General features: G+C 46.4%; 21 protein-coding genes and 3 pseudogenes. 10 read left to right on the top strand and 14 right to left on the bottom strand.

Annotated features, from left to right (window positions below; all coding sequences use genetic code 11):
* Window positions 1-91: 91 nt before the first annotated feature.
* Both C7H79_RS14285 and C7H79_RS14280 read left to right on the top strand, forming a co-directional pair.
* Window positions 92-343, top strand: coding sequence for a type II toxin-antitoxin system Phd/YefM family antitoxin (locus C7H79_RS14285; RefSeq protein ID WP_106707927.1), 252 nt, complete (start codon window positions 92-94; stop codon window positions 341-343).
* Window positions 340-642: a PIN domain-containing protein gene (locus C7H79_RS14280; protein ID WP_106707926.1), complete on the top strand. Its 303-nt coding sequence runs from the start codon at window positions 340-342 to the stop codon at window positions 640-642. Before C7H79_RS14285 ends, C7H79_RS14280 begins: the two co-directional genes overlap by 4 nt.
* Before the next feature lie 157 nt (window positions 643-799).
* Here the strand turns inward: C7H79_RS14280 and C7H79_RS14275 are convergent, their stop codons facing one another.
* Both C7H79_RS14275 and C7H79_RS19510 read right to left on the bottom strand, forming a co-directional pair.
* Entirely contained in the window at window positions 800-1,939 is a 1,140-nt protein-coding gene (locus C7H79_RS14275; RefSeq protein ID WP_106707924.1) for a restriction endonuclease subunit S, read from the bottom strand.
* Window positions 1,936-4,161: pseudogene (locus C7H79_RS19510) on the bottom strand (type I restriction-modification system subunit M). Before C7H79_RS19510 ends, C7H79_RS14275 begins: the two are co-directional and overlap by 4 nt.
* 114 nt (window positions 4,162-4,275) lie before the next feature.
* Between C7H79_RS19510 and C7H79_RS14265 the strand changes: the two are divergent.
* Genes C7H79_RS14265 through C7H79_RS14255 form a run of 3 tightly spaced genes read left to right on the top strand, consistent with a single transcriptional unit; the run spans window position 4,276 to window position 6,246 of the window.
* The gene (locus C7H79_RS14265; RefSeq protein ID WP_106707923.1) at window positions 4,276-4,791 is read left to right on the top strand and encodes a DUF2141 domain-containing protein; all 516 of its coding nucleotides are present in this window, start codon (window positions 4,276-4,278) and stop codon (window positions 4,789-4,791) included.
* A gap of 11 nt (window positions 4,792-4,802) precedes the next feature.
* Window positions 4,803-5,657, top strand: coding sequence for an alpha/beta hydrolase (locus C7H79_RS14260; RefSeq protein WP_106707921.1), 855 nt, complete (start codon window positions 4,803-4,805; stop codon window positions 5,655-5,657).
* A 58-nt stretch (window positions 5,658-5,715) separates the two neighbouring features.
* A complete protein-coding gene (locus tag C7H79_RS14255; RefSeq protein WP_106707920.1) occupies window positions 5,716-6,246 on the top strand; it encodes a CinA family protein in 531 nt (176 codons plus the stop codon).
* 164 nt (window positions 6,247-6,410) lie between these two features.
* Here C7H79_RS14255 and sucD read toward each other — a convergent pair whose 3' ends face one another.
* The 3 genes from sucD to C7H79_RS14240 form a co-directional block, all read right to left on the bottom strand.
* On the bottom strand, window positions 6,411-7,298 hold the full coding sequence (gene sucD / locus C7H79_RS14250; protein WP_106707918.1) for a succinate--CoA ligase subunit alpha: 888 nt from the start codon (window positions 7,296-7,298) through the stop codon (window positions 6,411-6,413).
* 9 nt (window positions 7,299-7,307) lie between these two features.
* Window positions 7,308-8,489, bottom strand: coding sequence for a malate--CoA ligase subunit beta (locus C7H79_RS14245; protein ID WP_106707931.1), 1,182 nt, complete (start codon window positions 8,487-8,489; stop codon window positions 7,308-7,310).
* Between the two features lie 92 nt (window positions 8,490-8,581).
* Window positions 8,582-9,532, bottom strand: coding sequence for an HpcH/HpaI aldolase/citrate lyase family protein (locus tag C7H79_RS14240; RefSeq protein ID WP_106707916.1), 951 nt, complete (start codon window positions 9,530-9,532; stop codon window positions 8,582-8,584).
* Between the two features lie 436 nt (window positions 9,533-9,968).
* Between C7H79_RS14240 and tsaD the strand changes: the two genes are divergently transcribed.
* On the top strand, window positions 9,969-11,003 hold the full coding sequence (gene tsaD, locus C7H79_RS14235) for a tRNA (adenosine(37)-N6)-threonylcarbamoyltransferase complex transferase subunit TsaD (RefSeq protein ID WP_106707914.1): 1,035 nt from the start codon (window positions 9,969-9,971) through the stop codon (window positions 11,001-11,003).
* Here tsaD and plsY read toward each other — a convergent pair.
* On the bottom strand, window positions 11,000-11,614 hold the full coding sequence (plsY, locus tag C7H79_RS14230; protein WP_106707913.1) for a glycerol-3-phosphate 1-O-acyltransferase PlsY: 615 nt from the start codon (window positions 11,612-11,614) through the stop codon (window positions 11,000-11,002). The genes tsaD and plsY overlap by 4 nt on opposite strands.
* Before the next feature lie 107 nt (window positions 11,615-11,721).
* Between plsY and C7H79_RS14225 the strand changes: the two genes are divergently transcribed.
* The 3 genes from C7H79_RS14225 (at window position 11,722) to C7H79_RS14210 (ending at window position 13,621) form a co-directional block, all read left to right on the top strand.
* Window positions 11,722-12,081 (top strand): dihydroneopterin aldolase, encoded by a 360-nt coding sequence (locus C7H79_RS14225; protein ID WP_106707911.1) that lies wholly within the window; start codon window positions 11,722-11,724, stop codon window positions 12,079-12,081.
* 10 nt (window positions 12,082-12,091) lie between these two features.
* A complete protein-coding gene (locus tag C7H79_RS14220; RefSeq protein WP_147383620.1) occupies window positions 12,092-12,370 on the top strand; it encodes a hypothetical protein in 279 nt (92 codons plus the stop codon).
* Window positions 12,371-13,174: 804 nt separating this feature from the next.
* Window positions 13,175-13,621 carry a hypothetical protein gene (locus tag C7H79_RS14210; RefSeq protein ID WP_147383619.1) on the top strand — a complete coding sequence of 149 codons (447 nt, stop codon included), beginning with the start codon at window positions 13,175-13,177 and terminating at the stop codon, window positions 13,619-13,621.
* Between the two features lie 327 nt (window positions 13,622-13,948).
* Here C7H79_RS14210 and C7H79_RS14205 read toward each other — a convergent pair whose 3' ends face one another.
* Window positions 13,949-15,211, bottom strand: coding sequence for an MgtC/SapB family protein (locus C7H79_RS14205; protein WP_106707905.1), 1,263 nt, complete (start codon window positions 15,209-15,211; stop codon window positions 13,949-13,951).
* Window positions 15,212-15,480: 269 nt separating this feature from the next.
* Here C7H79_RS14205 and C7H79_RS19025 point away from each other — a divergent pair.
* Window positions 15,481-15,634, top strand: a pseudogene (locus C7H79_RS19025) (IS1595 family transposase); the annotation flags it as partial.
* A gap of 164 nt (window positions 15,635-15,798) precedes the next feature.
* On the opposite strand, the gene C7H79_RS14200 reads toward C7H79_RS19025, so the two are convergent.
* The 7 genes and pseudogenes from C7H79_RS14200 to C7H79_RS14160 all read right to left on the bottom strand — a co-directional run bounded on the left by C7H79_RS14200 (window position 15,799) and on the right by C7H79_RS14160 (window position 21,110).
* Window positions 15,799-16,116 carry a DUF190 domain-containing protein gene (locus C7H79_RS14200; RefSeq protein WP_106707904.1) on the bottom strand — a complete coding sequence of 106 codons (318 nt, stop codon included), beginning with the start codon at window positions 16,114-16,116 and terminating at the stop codon, window positions 15,799-15,801.
* A 16-nt stretch (window positions 16,117-16,132) separates the two neighbouring features.
* Entirely contained in the window at window positions 16,133-16,516 is a 384-nt protein-coding gene (crcB, locus tag C7H79_RS14195; RefSeq protein ID WP_106707929.1) for a fluoride efflux transporter CrcB, read from the bottom strand.
* Window positions 16,517-17,164: 648 nt separating this feature from the next.
* Window positions 17,165-17,407, bottom strand: a complete 243-nt coding sequence (locus C7H79_RS14185; protein ID WP_106707900.1) for a hypothetical protein — start codon at window positions 17,405-17,407, stop codon at window positions 17,165-17,167.
* An 895-nt stretch (window positions 17,408-18,302) separates the two neighbouring features.
* Complete coding sequence (locus tag C7H79_RS14180) at window positions 18,303-19,322, bottom strand: class I fructose-bisphosphate aldolase (protein WP_106707898.1); 1,020 nt, start codon at window positions 19,320-19,322, stop codon at window positions 18,303-18,305.
* Between the two features lie 561 nt (window positions 19,323-19,883).
* The gene (locus C7H79_RS14170; RefSeq protein WP_106707895.1) at window positions 19,884-20,195 is read right to left on the bottom strand and encodes a hypothetical protein; all 312 of its coding nucleotides are present in this window, start codon (window positions 20,193-20,195) and stop codon (window positions 19,884-19,886) included.
* 8 nt (window positions 20,196-20,203) lie between these two features.
* Window positions 20,204-20,563 (bottom strand): annotated as a pseudogene (locus C7H79_RS19020) (IS66 family transposase).
* 352 nt (window positions 20,564-20,915) lie between these two features.
* Entirely contained in the window at window positions 20,916-21,110 is a 195-nt protein-coding gene (locus C7H79_RS14160) for a hypothetical protein (RefSeq protein WP_106707893.1), read from the bottom strand.
* Window positions 21,111-21,871: the final 761 nt, after the last annotated feature.

Below are 21,871 nucleotides of genomic sequence, written 5' to 3'. Positions count from 1 at the left end.
ATGGAAGAAGGAAGAAGGAAGAAAGAACAAAGCCAACCCATCCAATCTGTGCTAAATTCTGCCCAGTCTGCCAGAATAATTGGAGAGTATCATGCATAAAGAATGGCAACTGCAAGAAGCGAAAAGCAATTTCAGCCAACTGATCAAACAAGCAGCCAGCGGCGATGCCCATACGGTTACCGTGCACGGTAAACCGGTGGCAGTGGTGGTGTCGGCGCAAGAATACGCCCGCCTCACCCGCCGTGAAGGCAAACTCTCCGACGCACTGCTGCAACCCGGTCTCGCTGCGGATGATCTGGATATTTCCCGCAGTCGTGACACCGGACGCGCCATCGCGCTATGAGCTGGCTGCTGGACACCTGCGTATTGTCCGAATATGCCCGAAAAGCGCCTGCGCCGGAAGTCATCCGCTGGCTGAGCAAGGTGGAACAGCGTTTCGCCGGGCGCATCCTGCCGCTCGATACCGCCGCACTGCATGTCTGGGCGCAAATCGCCGCGACTGTCGAACTCGCCGAGCAACCGCTGCCGTTGATGGATGGGTTGTTCATGGCCACCGCCCAATGCCACGGCCTTACCGTGGTCACCCGCAATGCGCAGGACTTCGCGCTGTACCCACAAGTGTTCAACCCCTGGGCGCTGTAAGCCCATCGCAACAACGCTCTCACGCCATTCCTGCGCCCTGCCATTCCAACCGGCACGCTTGTCATTCCGAACACAAGTGAGGAATCTGAACCACAATACAAGATTTCTCCATACTGTCGAAATGACAGGCGGTTGGCGGTCGCGTCTGGTTTTGAAATCAAACACAGGCCGATTTCTCCATGCCGGGCGGAAATCGGAAGTCGAGATGCTCAATGGAAAGTTTGCCGGAGATGAGACGAGGGAGGAGCCGATCACGAGTTTTACCCAGATTTGCATTGACCAATTTAAGATGCTTTGCCATGATAATTAGATTTCTTACTCGCTCATCGAATTGCACTTGTAGAGAACTTGCTGGCACAAAAACTTGTTTAGTTATTAAATCTGTCCAGTGCCGTTTGTACTCGATAGTTTCTACTAACGAATGCACAAGGTAATAGAGGAAAATGATCGGCATCTCGTTCTTGCTGGTAAATGGAATCACATTTTCTGCCAACGAAAAGGGTTCAATCATTAACTGCATTTTGCAACTATGGTCGCCAAACAATATCAGTGGGCGATCCGGTGACGCCTGATGCTCAGCTTTACCTTCATGGAAACCTAACCACTCTTTTGTTGATTGGTCGATTACTATAACAGCACCTTCTGGTAGCAGTTCGCTCTCACGATAAATTCGTCCGAAACGTTTTCTATCAACCAAATCCGCAACCCATCTTACCTCCCATCCTTCTGGCACGCCTTTGATAATCCTCACCTTCTCATGGCCGGGAAAGCGCAGGCGCACAAACCATTCGCGGTAGATTTCCTCGGCCATCTTTTCCAGCAGCGCGATGCGCCGCTGGTTGTTTTCGATCAAGTCATCGTAGGCGGAAAGAATAGCAGCAATCTTTTTCTGACTCCCAATACTCGGCAGAACAACTTGTATGTTGTTGAGAATTTTTAGGGTGAGGAATTTTGTAGTTGCGCCAGTTGCTTGCTGCTCAAAAGCTTTTAGCAGAGGTCTTAGAAAAAAATAGAAATACTTAATATCCAGACGCTGTGGATCGCGAGATTCGATTATGTAAGTTCTTTGATACGCGTTGAATTTACCTTTGTAAAACTTGAGCGGAAAAATCCCTCCAGCATTGTTCCCAGCCAGCAAAACGCACTCAGTATTAAATGCGTATTTGTTTATTCGGTAGGTGTCTTGAGCGCAAGTAAAGAACGGATACTTGCCGTCATCTTCCGCTGCATTAGAATCAAGCTTACCCGTATTGAAAGTTACTAACTCTTTCGAATTTCTGTAAAATGATTCTTTCATATTTCGTTTGCGACTACTTTGATGTTCTGAGTAATTATTTCTTCCAGTTTGCGAGCTGTAAGGCTAAGTTTCTCAAACTCATCATTCATCGCCAGCAACTCCGCAATAAACTCCTCCTCGCTCTTGCCATCTTCCTCGATCACCACGCCGACATAGCGTCCCGAATTCAGCGAATAATCCTGTTCTTTGATTTCCTCGGGCGTGGCCAGTTTGCACAGTCCGGTGACGTCCTCAAAGGCCGCGTTGGGAAACCGCTCTTGCAGCCAATGGATATGCTGAAAGTACAGTTCGGCATTTTTCACATCCTGGTGCAGTTCTTCCAGCGCGGATTTGAGCGCCTTGGTTTTACGGTCAGTCGAGGTGCGCTTGCCTTCCTGCTGCGCCTGCTTGGTTTGCTGTTTTTCGTGCTGACGCACGGTTTTGTCCAGATGCTTCAAACCTTGGTGCAGCGCGGCGAAGAAAGGATCGAAGGCATTGCGTAACTGGTGTTGCACCTGAATCCTGGCGTTGACGGTGGCTGTGGAAGATTCCGTGTAAGCATAAGATTCCTCACTCTCGTTCGGAATGACACTATTGCCAGCAACATCGCTGTCATTTCGATCTCCCCAATTGTCATTTCGACTGAAAGGAGAAATCTTGTCGTGCGCGTAAGATTCCTCGCAGTTGCTCGGAATGACAGAACCGTTTTGTTGTAAATATTGCTGGTAGTGTATTTTGAGTTCATCCAATTCCGTCCAATGCTGTAACAGTTCACTCACCGCTAGTTTGCCGCCCGCATCGTCTAGCACATCAAGCAGTTGCGCGCAGACGGGGTCGATCTTTTCGTTGTCTTCGATCAGCCGCTCCATACCGGCAGCGAAATAGCGGTCGATGAGCCGGATGAATTTTTCGCGCTGGCCTTTGTGCAGGTGGCTGATGAGGGCGATGTTCTGGATGTGTTCTGCGCTGAATTCGCGGTGGGTGCGGTCGATCTGGGTGAAAATGTTGCGCGCGTCGATGAACAGAATTCTGTCGTCATTCTTGGCTTTGTCGAAAAATCACAGCGTGGCAGGCAGCGTGACGGTGTAGAACATGTTCGATGGCAGCGTCAGCATGGCGTAGATCAGATTCTGCTCGATCAGCGTCTTGCGGATGTCGGCTTCAGAGTGGCGCGCATCGGAGGCGGAATTGGCCATGACCAATGCAGCGCGGCCTTGCGCTTTGAGCGAGGTGGCGAACAGGCTGATCCACAGGTAATTGCCATTCGGCACGGTTTCCTTGCCTTCATCGGCTTTCTTCACTTTCGATTTGTTACGCGGGATGCCGTAGGTGTTGAAGCGCCGGTCCTTCTCCACACTGGAAAGGCTCACGTCGTCGACGTTGAACGGCGGATTGGCGTGCACGTAATCGAATTGCTCGAAGCTGTCATAGGGGTCTTCGTAATAGGTGTTGGCCTGCTTGATTTCGCCGCGTAGGCCGTTGACCGCAAGGTTCATTTTTGCGAGCTTGACGGTATCCTGGGTTTTTTCCTGACCGCACATATACACGCCGCTGTCCGCGCCTTTCAGTTCATTGTGGTGCGCTGCGATGAACTGGGCGGATTGCACGAACATGCCACCGGAACCGCAGGCGGGGTCAAACACTTTGCCGCCGTGCGGTTCGATGATCTCGACCATCAACCGCACCACCGAACGCGGGGTAAAGAACTCGCCGCCTTTCTGGCCTTCGCTGCGGGCAAATTCGGACAGGAAGTATTCATAAATCTGCCCGAACAGGTCGCCGCTCGCGTTGGCGGGAATATCCGCGAAGGTTCTCAGCAATTGTTGCGGGATGGTTTTGTCGGTGCGCGTCAGCGCCGCGTATTCATCCTTCGGCAGCACGCCCTCGAGTTCCGGCTTGTATTCCTCGATGGCCTTCATCGCTTCCTTGAGCGCCTTGGCGATGTCCTTTTCTTCCGGCAGATTCAGCAGATAATCGTAACGGGTATGATCGGGCAGGTAAAAACCGCATTGCTCGATGGCGATTTCAGACACCGGTTTCTCGCGGCGCGAACCTTGCAATTGCTGGTATTCGGCGAGAATGGCTTGCTCGTGGCGGCGGTAGTTATTGTCGGCAAATTTGAGGAAGATCAGCCCCAATACCGGTGTCGCATATTCGCTCGACTTCAGGTCGGAATTGGCACGCAGTTTATCGGCGGCACTCCACAGATCGGCTTCAAGTTTTTTCAGTTGTTCTTTATTCATGCATTCCTGGAACGGATGGCGTTTTTCTTCGGTCGTATGGCTTTATTCTTAGCGAATCGGTTATAGTAAACTATTCATTCGCTGCGCAACAAAAATATCATACCGATGAAAACCATGAAATCCAAGACGCCACAACCATTGTTCACAGCTCCCAGACAACTGGCAGGGATGCTCGTGCTGGGCCTTCTGGTCTGCGCCCAGGCGCATTCTGCTGAAGAATTCAACATCAATCCGAATGAAGTTCCCGATACCTGCAATGCAGATCTCGCACAAGTCAGGGTAACCGTCAATGGTGTGCAACCGGGCGGTGTGCTGAACGTTGAGCTGTACCATGATCCCGAGCAGTTTTTGTTCAAGAAAGGGCGCACGCGCAAGGTTCGCGCTCCGGCGGCAGAGGGACCACAGAAAGTCTGTATCAATCTCGAGCAGCCCGGTACCTACGCCGTGGCGGCTTATCACGATCTGGATGCAAACCGTAAATTAAAAAAACAGTGGAATCTGTTACCGAGCGAACCGTTTGGCTTATCGAACAATCCTGAACAGCACGTCGGTTTTCCTAAATTCAGCGATTCGGCATTTACGACTACCGACCTGGGTGCGGATATCGTGATTGATCTAAAGCAACCTTGATCCATCACTCCATGCGCATGCTGCTGAATCTATTAATCTTCCTGGCGGTTGGATACCTCGCATTGGTTATATTGATCTATTGGGGCCAATCCCGTTTGGTGTATTTTCCAGACAAGCAGCTCAGCAGTACGCCGGAAATGTTCGGACTGGATTATTCATCAGTGAGCATCGCCACTGATGATGGTGAAACACTGCATGGATGGTGGGTGCCTGTGCTGGATGCCAAAGGCACAGTATTGTTTTTCCACGGTAACGCCGGAAATATTTCTCATCGCATCAGTTATCTAACCATGTTCAAGCAGTTGGGTTATAACACCCTGTTGTTTGACTACCGGGGTTATGGCCAGAGTAGCGGAACACCGTCGGAATCCGGCACTTATCTGGATGCTCAGGCAGTCTGGCGGCATTTGACTGCAACGCAAAAGATTGCTTCTGAGCAGATTGTGTTGTTTGGCGAATCGCTCGGGGGCGCTATGGCTGCCTGGCTGGCTGCCCGTGAAAAGCCCGGCCTGCTGGTGCTGGCTTCGACGTTTACTTCAGTTCCCGATCTGGCCGCACAAATATATCCATTTCTGCCGGTACGCTGGATCAGCCGTTTTGATTACAATACGCTTGAATCACTGTATTCAGTCACTTGCCCGGTTTTTATCGCGCACAGCCCGCAAGATGAAATCATCCCGTTCCAGCATGGTCAGAGGCTGTTTCACGCAACTTCCGATCCAAAACATTTTTTAACACTGCAAGGTAACCACAACAACGGTTTTATTTTTATGCAACCTAGGTGGCAAAAAGCTCTGGGCGCATTTATGAATGAGCATTTGAAAACGCCCAGGAGTTCTTCAGTTTCTAGTTTGATTTTGCAATGAATAGAAGAGGGCTCACAATACCATCATTCTCAATTGAAATTTGTAAGGTAGTCTATCTATGACCCGTGAGTCACAAATTTTTGATGATGATCAAGCCATTTTCGATCTGGCAGTGCGCGTCGGGGAAGCCCTTGCGCAGCGTGGATGGATGCTGGTGACGGCTGAATCCTGTACCGGCGGCTGGGTAGGTCAAGCGGTAACCGCTGTGGCAGGCAGCTCAGGCTGGTATGAACGGGGATTTATCACGTATAGCAACAGATCCAAATGCGAAATGCTGGGCGTGCAACAGGCCACCCTGGATCAATTCGGTGCTGCATCCCCTCAAACTGCGCAGGAAATGGCCATCGGTGCGCTTAACCAAAGCCATGCAGAGATTAGCGCATCAATTACCGGCATTGCCGGACCCGACGGTGGAACAGCAACAAAACCGGTGGGAATGGTGTGTTTTGCCTGGGCTATCAAAGATGGCCTGGTGCGGCAACAAACTTATCGCTTCAAGGGCGACCGTAAGACCATCAGGCGTTTGGCGGTTGAAACTGCATTGCGGGGCATATTGGATTTGTTGGATAACGCAATTTCGGTAGCGTGACAGTCCTTGCGCAGGCCGTTCTCTGTTTTTTTACGTATCAGTCGCCGTTGTGATAAGTAGGGCTTTTGCCACCAGTATGTTAAATCGTATCCAACTTAATTTGGCTACAAAATAAAAAAAACCCGAAAACGCCAATTCCCGGGTTTTTTATTTTGAGCATGCTGTTACAGCTTCGCCAGGACTTGCGCGACGGTTTGACCCATCAGCGATGGCGTCGGACAAATCGTGACACCGAGTTCTTTCAGTATCGCGACTTTTTCCGCTGCGCTTTCTCCGGCGGAGGAGATGATCGCGCCTGCATGTCCCATGCGCCGTCCTTCCGGCGCGGTTAAGCCAGCAATGTAAGCCACCAGCGGCTTGGTCATGTATTCCTTGGCGAATTTGCCGGCTTCGACTTCCTGTGGGCCGCCGATCTCGCCGATCATCAACGCTACTTTGGTTTCAGAATCTTGTTCCAGCCGTTCCAGAATATCGCGGTGCGAGCTACCGGGAATCGGATCGCCACCGATGCCGACAGAGGTTGAAATGCCGATTCCGAGTAAACGCATCTGATCGGCGGCTTCATAACCTAAGGTGCCGGAGCGACCAACCACGCCGACATTGCCGCGTATATAAATATGTCCTGGCATGATGCCGAGCATGGCGCGACCTGGGCTGATGGTGCCCGCACAATTCGGTCCGGTCAGCAGCATTCGTTCTTCTCTTGGAAAACGACGCAGGAAATTCTTTACCGTCATCATGTCTTGCGTCGGGATACCGTCAGTGATTGAGACGCAGTATTTGATTCCAGCATCTGCAGCTTCCATGATCGAATCTGCAGCGAAGGCCGGTGGCACGAAAACGATACTGGCTTCCGCGCCTACCTGCTTGACCGCTTCCTTGACGGTGTTGAATACTGGTAACCCCAGATGCGTTTGCCCGCCTTTACCGGGCGTGACACCGCCGACCACGTTGGAACCGTATTCAATCATTTCCTGTGCGTGAAAGGTACCGATCCTCCCGGTAAAGCCTTGAACAATAATTTTTGTTTTTTCGTTGATTAATATTGCCACTTTGAACTCCTAGGCTCTTTGTGCGACGACTTCGTCACGGGCGCGAACTACTTTTTCCGCAGCTTCCGCTAATGTGTCGGCTGTGATGATCGGCAAACCGCTGTTCTTGATAATGCTGCGGCCTTCTTCGACATTTGTTCCCGACAGGCGAACCACCAATGGGATTTTCATATCGATGTTCTTGACCGCCTGCACTACGCCTTCCGCAATCCAGTCGCAGCGATTAATGCCGGCGAAAATATTCACCAGCATCGCTTTAACGTTGGTATCAGCGAGCACCAGACGGAATGCTTTTTCGGTACGCTCGGCAGATGCGCCGCCACCGACGTCAAGGAAGTTGGCGGGCTCACCACCTGCCAGCTTGATCATGTCCATCGTTGCCATCGCCAGGCCCGCACCATTGATCATGCAACCGATGTCGCCATCCAGTCCGACATAACTCAAACCGGCTTCGGCGGCTGCGACTTCGCGATTGTCGACTTGCGTATTGTCACGCAACTCAGCGATTTTATGACGACGAAACAGTGCATTTTCGTCAAATTCCATTTTGGCGTCGAGTGCCAGGATTTCGTTATTAGTGGTGATGACCAGCGGGTTGATTTCCAGGACATTGGCGTCGAGATCCCGCAACGCACGATAGCAGCCTTTGATGGTTTTTACTGCATGGTTCAACTGCGCCGGATCGATACCAAGGCCAAATGCCATTTTTCGCGCTTGAAAATCCTGCAGCCCGACAGCGGGTTCAATATAAATTTTGATGATCGCATCCGGATTGGTCTCTGCCAGTTTTTCGATTTCCATTCCGCCTTCGGCAGAACCGATCAGGATGACGCGCTCACTGGTGCGATCGATCATGAAAGATAGATACATTTCCTTGCTGATGCTGGTTCCGGCTTCAACATAGATTCTGGAACAAATCTTTCCAGCAGGACCGGTTTGGTGTGTCACCAGTTTTTTGCCGATTAATTCCTCAACAGCTTGCTCGACTTCTGCATGCGTTCTGCACACCTTGATGCCGCCTGCCTTGCCGCGTGCACCCGAATGAATCTGTGCTTTGACGACCCATACATCGCCTTCGATTTCTCGGGCACGTTGCACTGCCTCGACAACACTGTAGGCCAAACCACCTTCAGCGATCTTGACGCCGTATTCTGCCAGGATTTCTTTCGCTTGATATTCGTGAATGTTCAATTCAATTTCCCCAAACAATCGCAATAATTGCGTTAATGTTCAATTTATTGCATCATTAAAACAAAAAAACCGCAATCAGCGGCCTTTAGTCATTACCCATTTTTGGCGGCAATCGCATCCGCGACTTTTACCACATTATTGGCCATTCTTTCGGAAGCTGCGTCAATTAAACGACCATCCAATGCTGCAGCACCTTTACCTTGGGCGGCTGCTTCTTTAAGCGCAGCCAGAATGCGTTTGGCTTTTTCAATTTCTCGTTCAGGTGGTGTGAATACATCGTTTGCCAGTTCAATCTGGGTCGGATGAATTGCCCATTTGCCTTCGCAACCCAGTGCTGCTGCACGTTTCGCTGCCAGCACGTAACCATCCGGATCCTTGATATCGCCAAATGGCCCATCGATGGGACGCAAGCCATAAGCACGGCAGGCCACAATCATGCGACTGATGGCGAAATGCCACTGATCGCCGGGATAATCAGGGTTCAAACCGCCGATATTGGTGGTTCTGGCACGGTTGCTGGCGGCATAATCGGCTACGCCAAAATGTAATGCTTCCAATCGTCCTGCTGCGCCATGACGCGCAATATCTTCCACATTGGCCATACCCAGCGCAGTTTCGATCAGCGCTTCCAGTCCAATGCGGTTGGTCAGGCTTTGTTGCTTTTCTAGCTGTGTCACCATGGCTTCCACCATATAAATATCTGCGTAAACTCCCGCTTTCGGGATCAGCAGCGTATCAATCTTGCTTCCTGCCTGCTCAACCAGATCCACCACATCTCGTACCATGTATTGCGTATCAAGGCCATTGATACGCACAGAGACTGTGATGCCATGGCCTTTCCAATCGAGATCGTTAAGTGCCTGAATAACATTTTTACGCGCCTGAACTTTATCATCGGGCGCAACGGCATCTTCCAAATCGAGAAAAACAAAGTCCACACCGCTAATCAATGCCTTTTCAAACATCCCCGGGTTGGAGCCTGGAACGGCCAATTCACAGCGTTGTACCCGCTGTACGGTGGTTTCATAAAGCGTGTGACTCATTTTTCCTCCAGAATTAATATATTTAAAGTAATCAATAGGGCTAATTAACGAACATGCCGGATGAGTTATGGTTTATTGAGTGTTATTTCACCTGATCTGCTCACAAAAGCAGATATGGAATTAATGCATTCTGTGATTCGTGAACTAGCAACGCAGGTAATTTTGATGAGGTGAATGTTTAGAATAAATAGTTTTTGGTTTCTTGTTTTAAAGGCTAATTATTCAGCGGATTATATCTACTCTGCAGGAATTTATCTACTGACAGCCTTTCCCGATGTGAAATGAGTCCGAGCAATTGGCTTCTGAATCAGGCATTATGCGGAGTAAGAACATCGAAATGAATAGAGCAAAAGCTTCAATTCAGTTGAGATTCGCAATGCTAAAATAGCCCAGTGATGATTTATCCAAAAAACCGCAACTACCTTGATTCTTTCCAATGCTTGTTTTAGGTATTGAAACTTCTTGTGACGAAACCGGAATCGCACTCTATGACACAGATCGAGGCTTGCTGGGTCATGCGTTGTATTCTCAAGTAGAAATGCATAACGAATATGGTGGCGTGGTGCCTGAACTGGCGTCACGCGATCATATCCGGCGCGTGTTGCCTTTGATTAAGCAAACATTAGCCGTTGCGAATTGTGATTTGCACCAAGTCAATGCAATCGCTTATACGCAAGGTCCCGGTCTGGCTGGTGCACTTTTGGTAGGTGCCAGTATTGGCGCGGCAATGAGTTTTGCATTACAGATACCCGCGCTGGGTATCCATCATCTGGAAGGGCACCTGCTATCTCCGTTATTATCCACGCCGGCACCGAGTTTTCCATTCATTGCGTTGCTGGTATCGGGGGGGCATACGCAATTGATGCAAGTGGATGCAGTCGGTCAGTATAGGCTGCTGGGCGAAACTGTAGATGATGCTGCAGGGGAAGCATTCGATAAAACAGCGAAGTTGCTGGGGTTGGGCTATCCGGGTGGTGCGGCTTTATCTAAACTCGCGCGTCGCGGTCAGCCAGGCCAATTTAAATTGCCGCGACCAATGCTCAATAGCGGAGATCTTAATTTTAGTTTCAGCGGGCTAAAAACTGCGGTACTGACTTTAATCAACAAACAGGACAGTACAGACCAGATCCGTGCGGATATTGCCTTGGCATTTCAAGAGGCGGTTGTGCAGGTGTTGACGGAAAAATCACTGGCGGCCTTATCACAATCAGGATTGACTCAGCTGGTGGTAGCCGGGGGTGTGGGTGCCAACGAGCAATTACGCAAAAATCTCAGCTATAAAGCGGGCTTGATAGGTGCAACCGTTTTTTATCCGGAACTTGAGTTTTGTACCGACAATGGTGCCATGATAGCTTTTGCCGGTGCGATGAGACTTCAAGCAATGCCGAAAAAAAATTTGCAATCAGCCAGCAGTTTCACTGTCAAGGCCCGCTGGGATCTGGAAATGCTTGAAATGCCGGAAGCTGACTAGGGGCCAGGAGATTTTTTTTCGCCAATACGGCTTTCCTTGCCTGCGAGTAAATTAACAATATTCGACTGATGTCGCCATATCAGTAACAGTGTCATCAGCAAAACAGCGAATGTACTGTTTCCAAAACCCAGCATGGTTGCAGTAAATACTGGTGCCAACGCAGCTGCAATCAAGGCCGACAGCGATGATATACGCCAGATCAGTGCAGCCAGCATCCAAGTCGCGATAGCCATCAGACCTATCCACAAGTGCAGCCCCAACAATACGCCCACTGCAGTTGCTACGCCTTTACCCCCTTGAAAACGCAAGAATACCGGGAACACATGCCCAAGAAATACTGCTAACGCAACCACGGCCACCGCTTCGTCTCCCAGTTCCCAACTCGTGGCGTACGTTTTTGCCAGAGTTACCGCCAGCCAGCCTTTACCAGCATCACCCAGCAGAGTTAAAACCGCCGCCGACTTCTTGCCGCTACGCAACACATTGGTTGCGCCAGGATTTTTTGAGCCGTACGTGCGTGGATCGGGTAATTTAAAAAACCAACTGGATATCACGGCAAAGGATACCGATCCCAACAAATAAGCTAACAAAGCAAATACCAATACCGTCATGTGATTAGCACCACCCGGACAAAATAGAATAGAATCGCGAATTGTTCATAACAATAAAACTCCCGGTAGTCCCAGAATAACCCGCACATTTTAACGCTTAATCACCGATGGATATTATTTTTCTGCATGACTTTAAGGCCAAGACTTTAATTGGTATTTATCCCTGGGAACGGATAGTTCCACAGACTATCCAAATAGACTTGGAGATTGCATTTCCTACCAGTCGTGCATGTCAATCCGATAACATCAAAGATGCATTGGATTATGCGCTGGTAATCGAAAGAATTAACAATATTCTGAGCAACAAACATTTTTCGTTGCTGGAAGCTTTGGCTGAACACATCGCGCAAACCATTTTGCAAGAATTTCAATCGCCCTGGGTTAAGGTTAGTGTTGCCAAGCTTGGCATTATTACAGGGGTAAAGAAGCTGGGGGTTCGTATTGAGCGCAGATCTGATGCAAGTTGAAGGAGGAACGATGGACTATCAATCGCTGGGTGAATATCATGCTTTTTTGAAACAGGCTAAGAATGCAGCGGATAAGCGCTATGATGTGCTTCACAACCTTGCGATACAGATACGCAACTTAGCCGAAAATCCTGGAAAAGCAATTGATATGGAAACAGAAGCAATAAAAACTGCGATAGTGGAAGCCAAAAAAGCGGAATTTGAAATGACCGCCGCCATCGGCTGCGTTAATGAAGCTGCTAAGCTGTGCGGTGAAAAAGAAATTACCACAGATGATTTTAAACGTTAAGCCGTTGGGCTAATTGCATGAGCTCTAGGAAATAACGCGGTAGAGAGAAATAGCAATCAACCGTATGGTCGTGCTCATTGATAACTCGGTACACATCCCTTAGCTTTCTCTGACCTTGTCTTAGCTCTTGTTCACTTGCCAGATTTAGTCAGTGTCTGCTTCCAGAACCAGCGCGGACATTTTTCCGCATCGGCGCATAATGCTGAAGCCAACGAGATGGCGTTGTATGCTTGACTGCAACCATATGTTTCAGCATCATTTCTTTCAATCTGCGACAGATGATTCCTTTTTTACAATCCTATCCGACACAACTCAAGAACAAATCGACCTGATAATGACTCCATTTTAAATCTGGCATTAATGAACTGCCCTGGAAAACGGGATAATTCGCTACTCTTGATATTTTTTGCAACAGAGCTTTGTTTTCAGTAAACTGCATTTTAGTGAGAAGAGTGTTTTTGATCTGCACATTTCTCATGTTTTCGTCTCAGGCGGCTTGCAACTGCGTGGACGAGACGTGTTTGGCTGAGCCGACGTAGCAGTCGCGACAGCACCTGTGATAGCGACTGTCAAGTTGGCGATCAATTGATTTCTATACCTTGAAAACAGGAGAGCATCATGACAGTCTCATTGAGTATCCTTCGTAGAACTACAGCGGCAGCATTAGCGATCGCCTGCCTTGTTCCCTTGACCGCACAGTCCGCAGAGCGGATGGCCGAGATCAAAATGTTTGCACCGGAGAATGGCCAACGTGTTGGCGTGGGCGGTTTTGGTTGGATTGTCGACCTCAAAATCGAGTTCGACGTGCCGCTGGAACGCACCGGCTTCACCAGTTTTCAACTGACTGGGCCGGGAGCGCATAACAATGTTCCGCCGATGCTGGGAACATTCTCTCCGGGTCGTGATGACCGTCTGCCAGGTCTGATTGTGCTGGTATCCACCGCCACCATCGGTGCCCAGTCGTGCCAGAATCTCGCCAATCTTTTTAATCTCACGGGTGTGACCCATAACGAAGCCGAGAGGGCCGAACTTTGGGATACCTGGATCGTGGGTGCACCACTATTCGGCGTGAATACACGCAGTACCGTTTATGCCGCCATCGCAGCGGATAAGGATTTTGATCAGATTCTTAATGACGCACCGGACGTGATTCCTGATGCCGATAGTAACGGCATTTGCGACGACAAGGACCTGAAAGCTTTCGGCGTGTCATCTAATATTCGCAAAGCTACTTTCTTTATCAATCAGTAAGTTGTGTCGATGAACTTGGCAACGAAGGCTTGTTGGTACGTGCTATCCGTCAAGCCTTCGTTGCGTCAACTGAGCTTTACTGAGTCCACTTTCGTTCATCGGATCGAAATAATTGTGCACGGCAAGTAGAGCAACTTGCCATGCACGTGCCAGCATTCATGTTGACAAGGAGAATAGACATTTCTTGAATTGATTATTTGTGATTTGAAGATTTAACGCAAAGTGATGCGCAAAGAATGAATGAAAGAAATACGGGATACAGTAAGTAAAAGTATAGATGTGAGATTCCATAGAATGTGGAAAATAAACATTTTGTGGGAGAACTTGCTACAGCACTAAGGTGTAGCCAATTGTAATTATACCTAGCAGTATTAGCCATACCGCTGCTTGCAAACCTACCTTGATTCCTCCAAACCAGAGCGTATATATGGCTTTTAGTATATTGTTGCTGCCAGCTGCAATCAGGATAGCCGAAACAACCTGCGTATCTTCAATCCGATGATCTCCTGTCAAGATCGATAAAATGAAAGGGTAAATGTCTGTAAAACCGACCAAAAAAGAAAGGATGTTTAGCCCACTCGTGCCGAAATGCGTAGTCACGAAATGTGTCACGATCATCATGACAATAAAAATCCCTGTGAAAATAAAGGCCACTCCGAGATCAAGTGGATTCTTGTCCATCAGTTGCATATCAACTGCTCCAACGGTTGCGTTATTTTTGGCATAAAGCAAAGCAATAATGATCCCTACCAGAAAGAGACCAATAAAGGGCAACAACAGTGACATAGCAATCGCGGAGTTAAAGATTGCCGCAACAACGACAAGTTTTAGATACATCATGGAGGAAGCGGCAATAATCGAAGCAGTCAGGATTGATGCCATGCTATTACCTATTCCTTTTGCCTTGTGTGAGAGTACGACTGTCGTGGCTGTACTGGAATAGGCTCCGCCAATAATGCTTGCGAGCAGATACCCTTTTTGGTTGAGAAAATATTTCTGAACAACATAACTTCCATAAGAAATTGCCGAAATAATCACCACTGCTAACCAGATTTCAAATGGGGAAAGCGGCAGAAAATCAGCGATATTGTTGTGAGGCAACAATGGAAGAATGACTGCGGAGAGCAGCACCATCTTTCCCAATGTCCCCATCTCTGCAACATTGATGTTCAACATCAAGTTATGGAGGTTCTGTTTTGCATTGAGAATGAAGATGGTCAGAACAAAAATCAGGGAAGCAAGCCAAAAAGGATAATGAACTACAAGTGGTCCAAAACTGTAGACCACAAGTGCCACTAAATACACTAGGACGCTTGTTTTCTGTTCTTTTAGTCGCTGAAAATAAAAGAGCGAGAAAAGCAGTGTAAAGCAGATCATCCCCGCGATATAGACAACCAATCCTTCATCTATGATACAAAAGATATAACCGATCATTCCTATAAAAGTATAGGTACGAGCCGAACCAATAGTGGTTGATGTTTCCTGAGCGTGAAACTGTAAGCGATAAGACTTGATTTCAAGGCCGATAAGAAAACTGAAAACGACCGTAAGGACAAATTGAACCAGTTGTATGTTCAGGTATTGTTCCATTTGTGATCCCTAAGTCCCTATTTAACTTCGAATAATTGTGCGTAAATTCAAATATTATTAAGTTAATGAGCCCAATAATTTAAACAAGTCTCTAGGCATGCAGTTACCTTCGTTGTTTTAGTAAGATTCTAACAAGCTGTTGAAAAACTAACCGCGTTGCTGCTACGGTGTTAAGAACAGGCTCAAGGTGCTCATTTATTAAGCATAAACTGCGCTTTTTCGCCTGTTTTTGTTTTGTACCAGCTGCCTCGAAAACGTTTTTCAACGGCCTGCTAAGAAACAGTAAATTAAGTGATTATTACATTCTGCATCAGAAAATGATGCAATGCTTTTACAGTGATTTTTCTATCAACAAAGCAGTAATGCTGCTAAGTAAAAATCGTAACACGATACAACTGGTATTGCATTTTCAGTCTAATAATTATTGTCATTGGGTTGGTCTTAATGATATATCCAAAGTTGGTCCGTAAGCTCAAGGGTATCTGTGGGCATGTTGGTAAACGGTTGTTTGCTTGGTTTGCATGATGACGCTTCTATCAGCAGGTTTTAAAAAGACGGAGACATTACACTGTTGTATTGCAAGACATTTAAATTTCTTCGGTCATGCCGAATTCGATTGGTACTTTGATGTAAAAAATATTGACACCTTCATCTTTCAGATGCGAGAAAATGCGCTTTGCTTCTTGTTCGCTTACGGCCATGGTTACTTCAATCGGTTGATCAGTGAGTTCAATGAAACGTGCAGAATGTAATTTGCGATCGTGCCCAAAACCTTCGGTTGCTGCAATCAAAGTTGCTCCGCCAATACCAAGTTTTTGGGTTTCTTGTACCAACCATTCCCCGAGAGGCATGTGATCGTGCTTGCGATCCTGCTGGGTGAAGAAAGTCAATTGATAGCCATTCATGGCATCCTCCTTAGAATCATAGAGTTCTGAACGCAGAAACTGTTGCTAGTCCTAGCATCGTCATGATCAAGGAGCCTATTACATGGGCGCTAATTGCGCCGGTGGCCCAAAATATACGCCCCTCTTGAATCAGCATCGTAACTTCAGCAGAGAAAGTGGAAAACGTAGTTAATCCTCCCAGAAAGCCGGTAATTATAAGCAGGCGCCACTCGGACGCAAGACCTGGATGATTAGCAAATATAGCGAGCGTTACTCCTATCAGGTAACCGCCAATCAGATTCGCCGCTAATGTGCCAAGCGGAATAGTCGGGAACAGCGCGTTGAGCGACATCCCCAGCAACCATCTCAATACGGCACCAAGGGATGCGCCAATACAAATGGCAATTATAGAGTTGAAAATAAACTTGTCCTTGTTATTTAGAATTTCTGAGAAAGACACAGAAAACAAACATACTGAATATCTGAAAATTAACGCTATATATAGCGTTAATTTTTTTATAATGTGAGTGTAGTCCTAAATATTATTTGAAAAAGGTGGCTTTTGGAAGGATATCTTTTTATTGCGCTAGCGGGGTATTGCCAAATTAAGAAAATTCGAACGAAAATCGTCAATGCATAAATTTGTGACTCATTGATTGCTCGGTATTCGAAATGACTTCCGGAGACAGGAATCAGCTCAATTTGGCGTGACTTGACAATACCCAGCAAGATGGACTGCAGAATATTCTCAAGTTTTACAACAATCATCGACGACATCCATGCCAGGAATATAAAAATTCAAGTCAACAAGAAGCAATTGCAGCAAAAATGATAAAAGTTGATTATTTGGAGAGTGCGGAATTTGTTGACTAACTCATTGAGTCAATGGCTTTGTAGTCCAGGAAAAGGCCCGATCTGTATAAAGGCGACAGCTCTAGTGTTAGGCGAGAATTGTTTTGTTAATACCAAAATATTACAAGAAAGTTTCACTTTCTTTTGCCAGCCTCTGAACTAAAAAAAGGGGCCAATGCTTAAACAAGGTATTGGCCCATCCAAGGCTTGGGGAAATTTAAGCAAAAATTTTCTTCATGGGATGGCGCGTTCTATTTGTAGATACACTACCAATTACAAGATATCCTAAGAAAAATACCATTCCTAAAATGATATCGGTTTCTGACCAGCTTGCGTCAGATTGCATTGCCGAAAAAGACGGCACAGAACCAAATAGAATGAGCCCAATCAAAGGAACAATACCAAATAAAACGAAGGCGGCTGTTACAATTGCGTTAAAAAACTCTGGACTTTTTTTCATCTCGCTCTCCTAAATGCTTATTTAAATGTTATTTAAAGCCTCCTTTTATTAAGACCTCAAACTTCACAAATAATTTACATTATATCAACAAAAAATTAACATCTGCAAGTTCTGTCGATGAAACAAGAAAGCACCACATTTTCTTCAGAATATTTTTGCTTCATCGGGTAACTAGTTATCTGACACATTAAAAGAGATGGAAGAGTGATCGAGCATCTGGCTTGATGCGACTTTTCGGCAGTCATATGTGCTGTCAAAAGAAGCTTATATGGCTAAGCAGCTAATTTTTCATAATATCGTTGCGTAAATTCTGCTGGTGACAGATAACTCGATTTCTTCTGTCTTCGCTGTCGATTACGGAAGATTTCTATGTATTCAGGAATCGTCCGAGTTGCTTATTGCCGCACCTTGAATTTTCGAGGGTATAACAATTCATTTTTGAGTATTTTTTATGAACCTTCCATCGGGGCATTGCCATACTGGATTGCTTCGAAAGCTCCTAGTAATCATGCCTGCAGTATTTGCTACCGCTATCTGAATGAGTAATCAATTCTTAATCCGGATGTTTTTCGGTAGTTGCACGAAACAGAGCTTGTATAACCTAATCCTTAGTCATACTCTCATTCGTGACATAACCGGCCAGTTCTCCATTAAACATATCTTTTACTCAGCCAAATATGGCCAACCTTTATCTGTAGGGATGTTGGTAGTGCCACAGAATCACGCTTTATCAGGTGCATTAACAGAAAATTCCCGGCTCAGAATATTAGGAGCGACCGGTAATTATTTTTAAAATCGGTCGTCACCTTGAGTTTGAAATTCTGCGTACAACGCGAACACAAGCTTCTTGCGCTTTATGTATTTAATCATTTTATTGACTTCGTGAAGCGCCTAATTACCTGCACTCCATGGCTTCAGTATACTTGCCATAACGTGCGATGCCATTGAGTCTGGCGCGTTGGTATAATGCCGCCTGAGTTATTTGGTTATTTGCTGAATCACCTTTCCATGCTTGTAATGCAGGTTCTTGTAGTGCACGACCGTAAGAAAAGGATAATTCCCAAGGTTGCGGATCCAGTTGGTTCATGGCATTCAGGTTAGCCGTTGCAACTTCTGGTGTTAGGCCGCCGGAAAGAAAATTGATACTGGGAACGGCTGCCGGGACAGTGCGACGCAATATTCTGACGGTTTGCACAGCTACTTCGTGCGGGTTTGTCTGTTGTGGATTTAGTTTGCCCGGCACTATCATGTTCGGTTTTAACAGCATGTGTTCCAGAACAACATGATGCCTATGCAAGGCATGAAACACTTCATGAAACACTACTTCGCTAACTTCCGCGCAGCGTGTCAAGCTGTGAGTGCCATCAATCAATACTTCAGGTTCGACAATGGGTACTATGCCCTGTGCTTGACAAATAGCAGCATACCGGGCCAGAACCTCTGCATTGGCTTGAATGGCGAGCAGGCTTGGCGTAACCTCATTGATGTGGTAGACATCACGCCATTTAGCAAACCGAGCACCTTGTTGTTTGTATCCCTTTAAACGCAATTCAAGCCCATCAAGACCCTGGGTGATTTCGTCCCCCGGGGCATTGGGCAGGGGAAGCTTTCCTTTATCAACTTTGACTCCCGGAACAATATCTTGCTGCACGCACAATGCAGGCAACATGACACCATCATCACTGCATTGTCCTAGGGTTTCCTCAAATAATATAACACCACTAATGAACTCACCCAGATCCGGAGTTGACAGTAACAAGCTTCGATAAGCGCGGCGATTTTCTTCGGTTGATTCAACATCAATGGCCTGGAAGCGCTTGGCGATGGTAGGGCTGCTTTCATCGGCAGCAAGAATGCCTTTACCCTTTTGTACCAGCGCGTCAATGGTTACTTGAAGTTCGTCCTGAATATTCATGATGCTCCTCCCGTAGTCTTGATGTAATGTTCTAATTCTACAGAATAACAGCGCTTCCGATCAGCTGTACGCCAAATTTAAAATTAAACTGCGGTACAGCTATTTCTTGCGCCTCTTTTAAAGAGCCATGTTTTTGTCTTTTTACAACCGTATTTATTTACTACGATCAGGTTAATAGAAGCTCTTTAAGAATCTGTAGAATTTCAGGGGGAGGGGAATCGGATAGGGCTTTTTCGACGCTTTTCGAGGATACAAACACATTGCCAAAAAGACGAGACTGTATTGCATTCCTTGAACTTTCCCGAAGGGTCACGCCCACATGTGATGCAGTGTTTCGCGATCTTTTCCTAACCATTCGATGTCTGCGACTATGGATTTTTTATTTCAGTATTTTGACTTTCTTGTCCCAGTAACTTCCGATGGTCGTCGAGCCTTGCAGATAATTCTCGTTCCTGCCGAAGTTTATATTTTACCAATACGCGATTGACCAAAACAGCTGGGGCAGCCAGAACGACAAGGGAAATAAAATAGAAAAAGGTGACCCAAATTCCGATAGCCACTCTAGAGAGAATTGATTCTTGATACTCCCACCAGGTAAACAGAATGTAAATTTAAATGACGACGCCCTTGATCAGAGTAACGGCACTGAATCTCACAAAAGGAATTGCCAAAAAACTGAGTGCCACCACAATGAACTGGCGCCGTATAGTCTGGTTGAAACATATTTCCTTCAGCAAGGACTTTCATGATGACCACTACTCCATAGATACCCCATGTTGCCATCCCACAGTCAAACCCAACAAGAAAGAATCCGGTAGAAATTGAAAATTGAGCTGCGATGTTTTCATAGGGTACGCCGAAGACCTTCCCCATCCATGTTTTTATAATCCAAAGAATAGTCCGGCAAGTATAAAGTTGCGATTGCTCAAGGTGTGATTTAATGGTGTGAGGTATTGCTGTGGCTGAACCTTCTCGCCAGAATCGAATGGAGAAACAGCCCTTTGAGTGTAAGCGTCCAACGCCATCAGACTGTTATTGGCCTGGTGCAGATCGAAGAAATTACGGCGTGCGTGCGCCCAACAAGCCAGTTCAGTTCAGGGCTCCGCCTGTTTTTCGGCGAACAGAGCTTTGTAGCCGCCATAGTTATCGACCAACAAGTGACCTTGCCAGTTTTCCAGAAAGCTTTGCGCATGCCGGCCACTACGACCGGGTTGATAGTCGAAGAAGATAATGCGCGGCAAGTGATCCGGTAATGGTTGGCGGCAGACACGGGAACGCAGTGCTTTGGCTGAATCTGCTTTTGCATACGGTTCAAGCTGTTCAATTTCTGCGTTTACCGCCGCCCAATCAGATCGCAGGGTTTACTCAAAAAGATCAGGATGCGAGGTAGACAGTGATTCACTCTTTTTGCCCAAAAGGTTTCGGCTCAAATAGGCCAGTTCCATTGTCAATGCCTGGATGTAGAACCCCGCATGAGGTATTCTTCGGACTGCCGATAAGTTACACCAAGCAGACATCAAAAGTTGTACTTCGAATTTAAATCCGCCACATTAGACCAATATTAATATTGGTCTAATGTGTGTTTAAGACGGCTCAGCCCAAAGCTCTGCGCGATGAATATGTTTTATCTTTAAAAGTACTGCCAATTGCGGCAACTACAAGATAACCGGCAAAGAATAATATCCCTTCATGCATTCCTTCAAACAAAATCAAACTGATTGAAGCGAGAACGCTTACTAAAACAAAAATAAAGAGAATTGTCGAACTACTATCATGTTTTTTACTCATTTATATGCTCCAGAAAAAAATGTTTAATAAATACCTGAAATAATTTGAATTCAAACTTAACAGAAAGTTTACACTAAATTCACAAATACTTCACATATATTTCACAATTAATTTACATATGGACTTTAAAGTGAATCTTTTATGCAACAAAGAGAAAGGAGAATTAAATCTTCTTAAGTGCGCAGACAATTAACCGTCTATTAAATTTGTTCAATTATTATTGCCAATAGCTTGCTATGTTTTTAGATAATAGCCCTGATTATCAAACAATTTGGCAGTTAGTTCATAATTGAGCTGATGCCGATCCAAACGAAACCGATATCCACGCGATTTCACTCAAGCTTAGAGAACACATTATTCGCCTAACGCCTTGCTATTCGTAACAGAAAGATTTCTGCTCGAACGCGCAAACGATCGATTTTTATTGATGATTCTGTTATCTCTCTGATAGTGGATACGCTCCATTAACTTAAGACCCTGACTGTTTATTAAAAGATGTTATTAATAAGCCTATTTGGATTCTCTGTATGTCAAGCATGAAGAAGTAATTGATTGGTGTATCAGATTTCATCACGCCCCATCGTTTTTGTTGGATGCCAGAATAGCTGCCTGATGGACAAATAATTACTAAGGAAGCTAAAAACTACCAGCCGGCAAATGGAGATAAGCGTCCAACGCCACCATCTAACATCTTTTAATGCGCTCAATTATCCTCAAATATTTTTTGAGAGGATAACCCATGGTATTACCGACAGATCCGC

Source organism: Nitrosomonas supralitoralis, assembly GCF_003011925.2.
GTDB lineage: Bacteria > Pseudomonadota > Gammaproteobacteria > Burkholderiales > Nitrosomonadaceae > Nitrosomonas > Nitrosomonas supralitoralis.
Note: the sequence above shows the minus strand (reverse complement) of the source record. Positions and strands in the feature narration are given on the sequence as shown.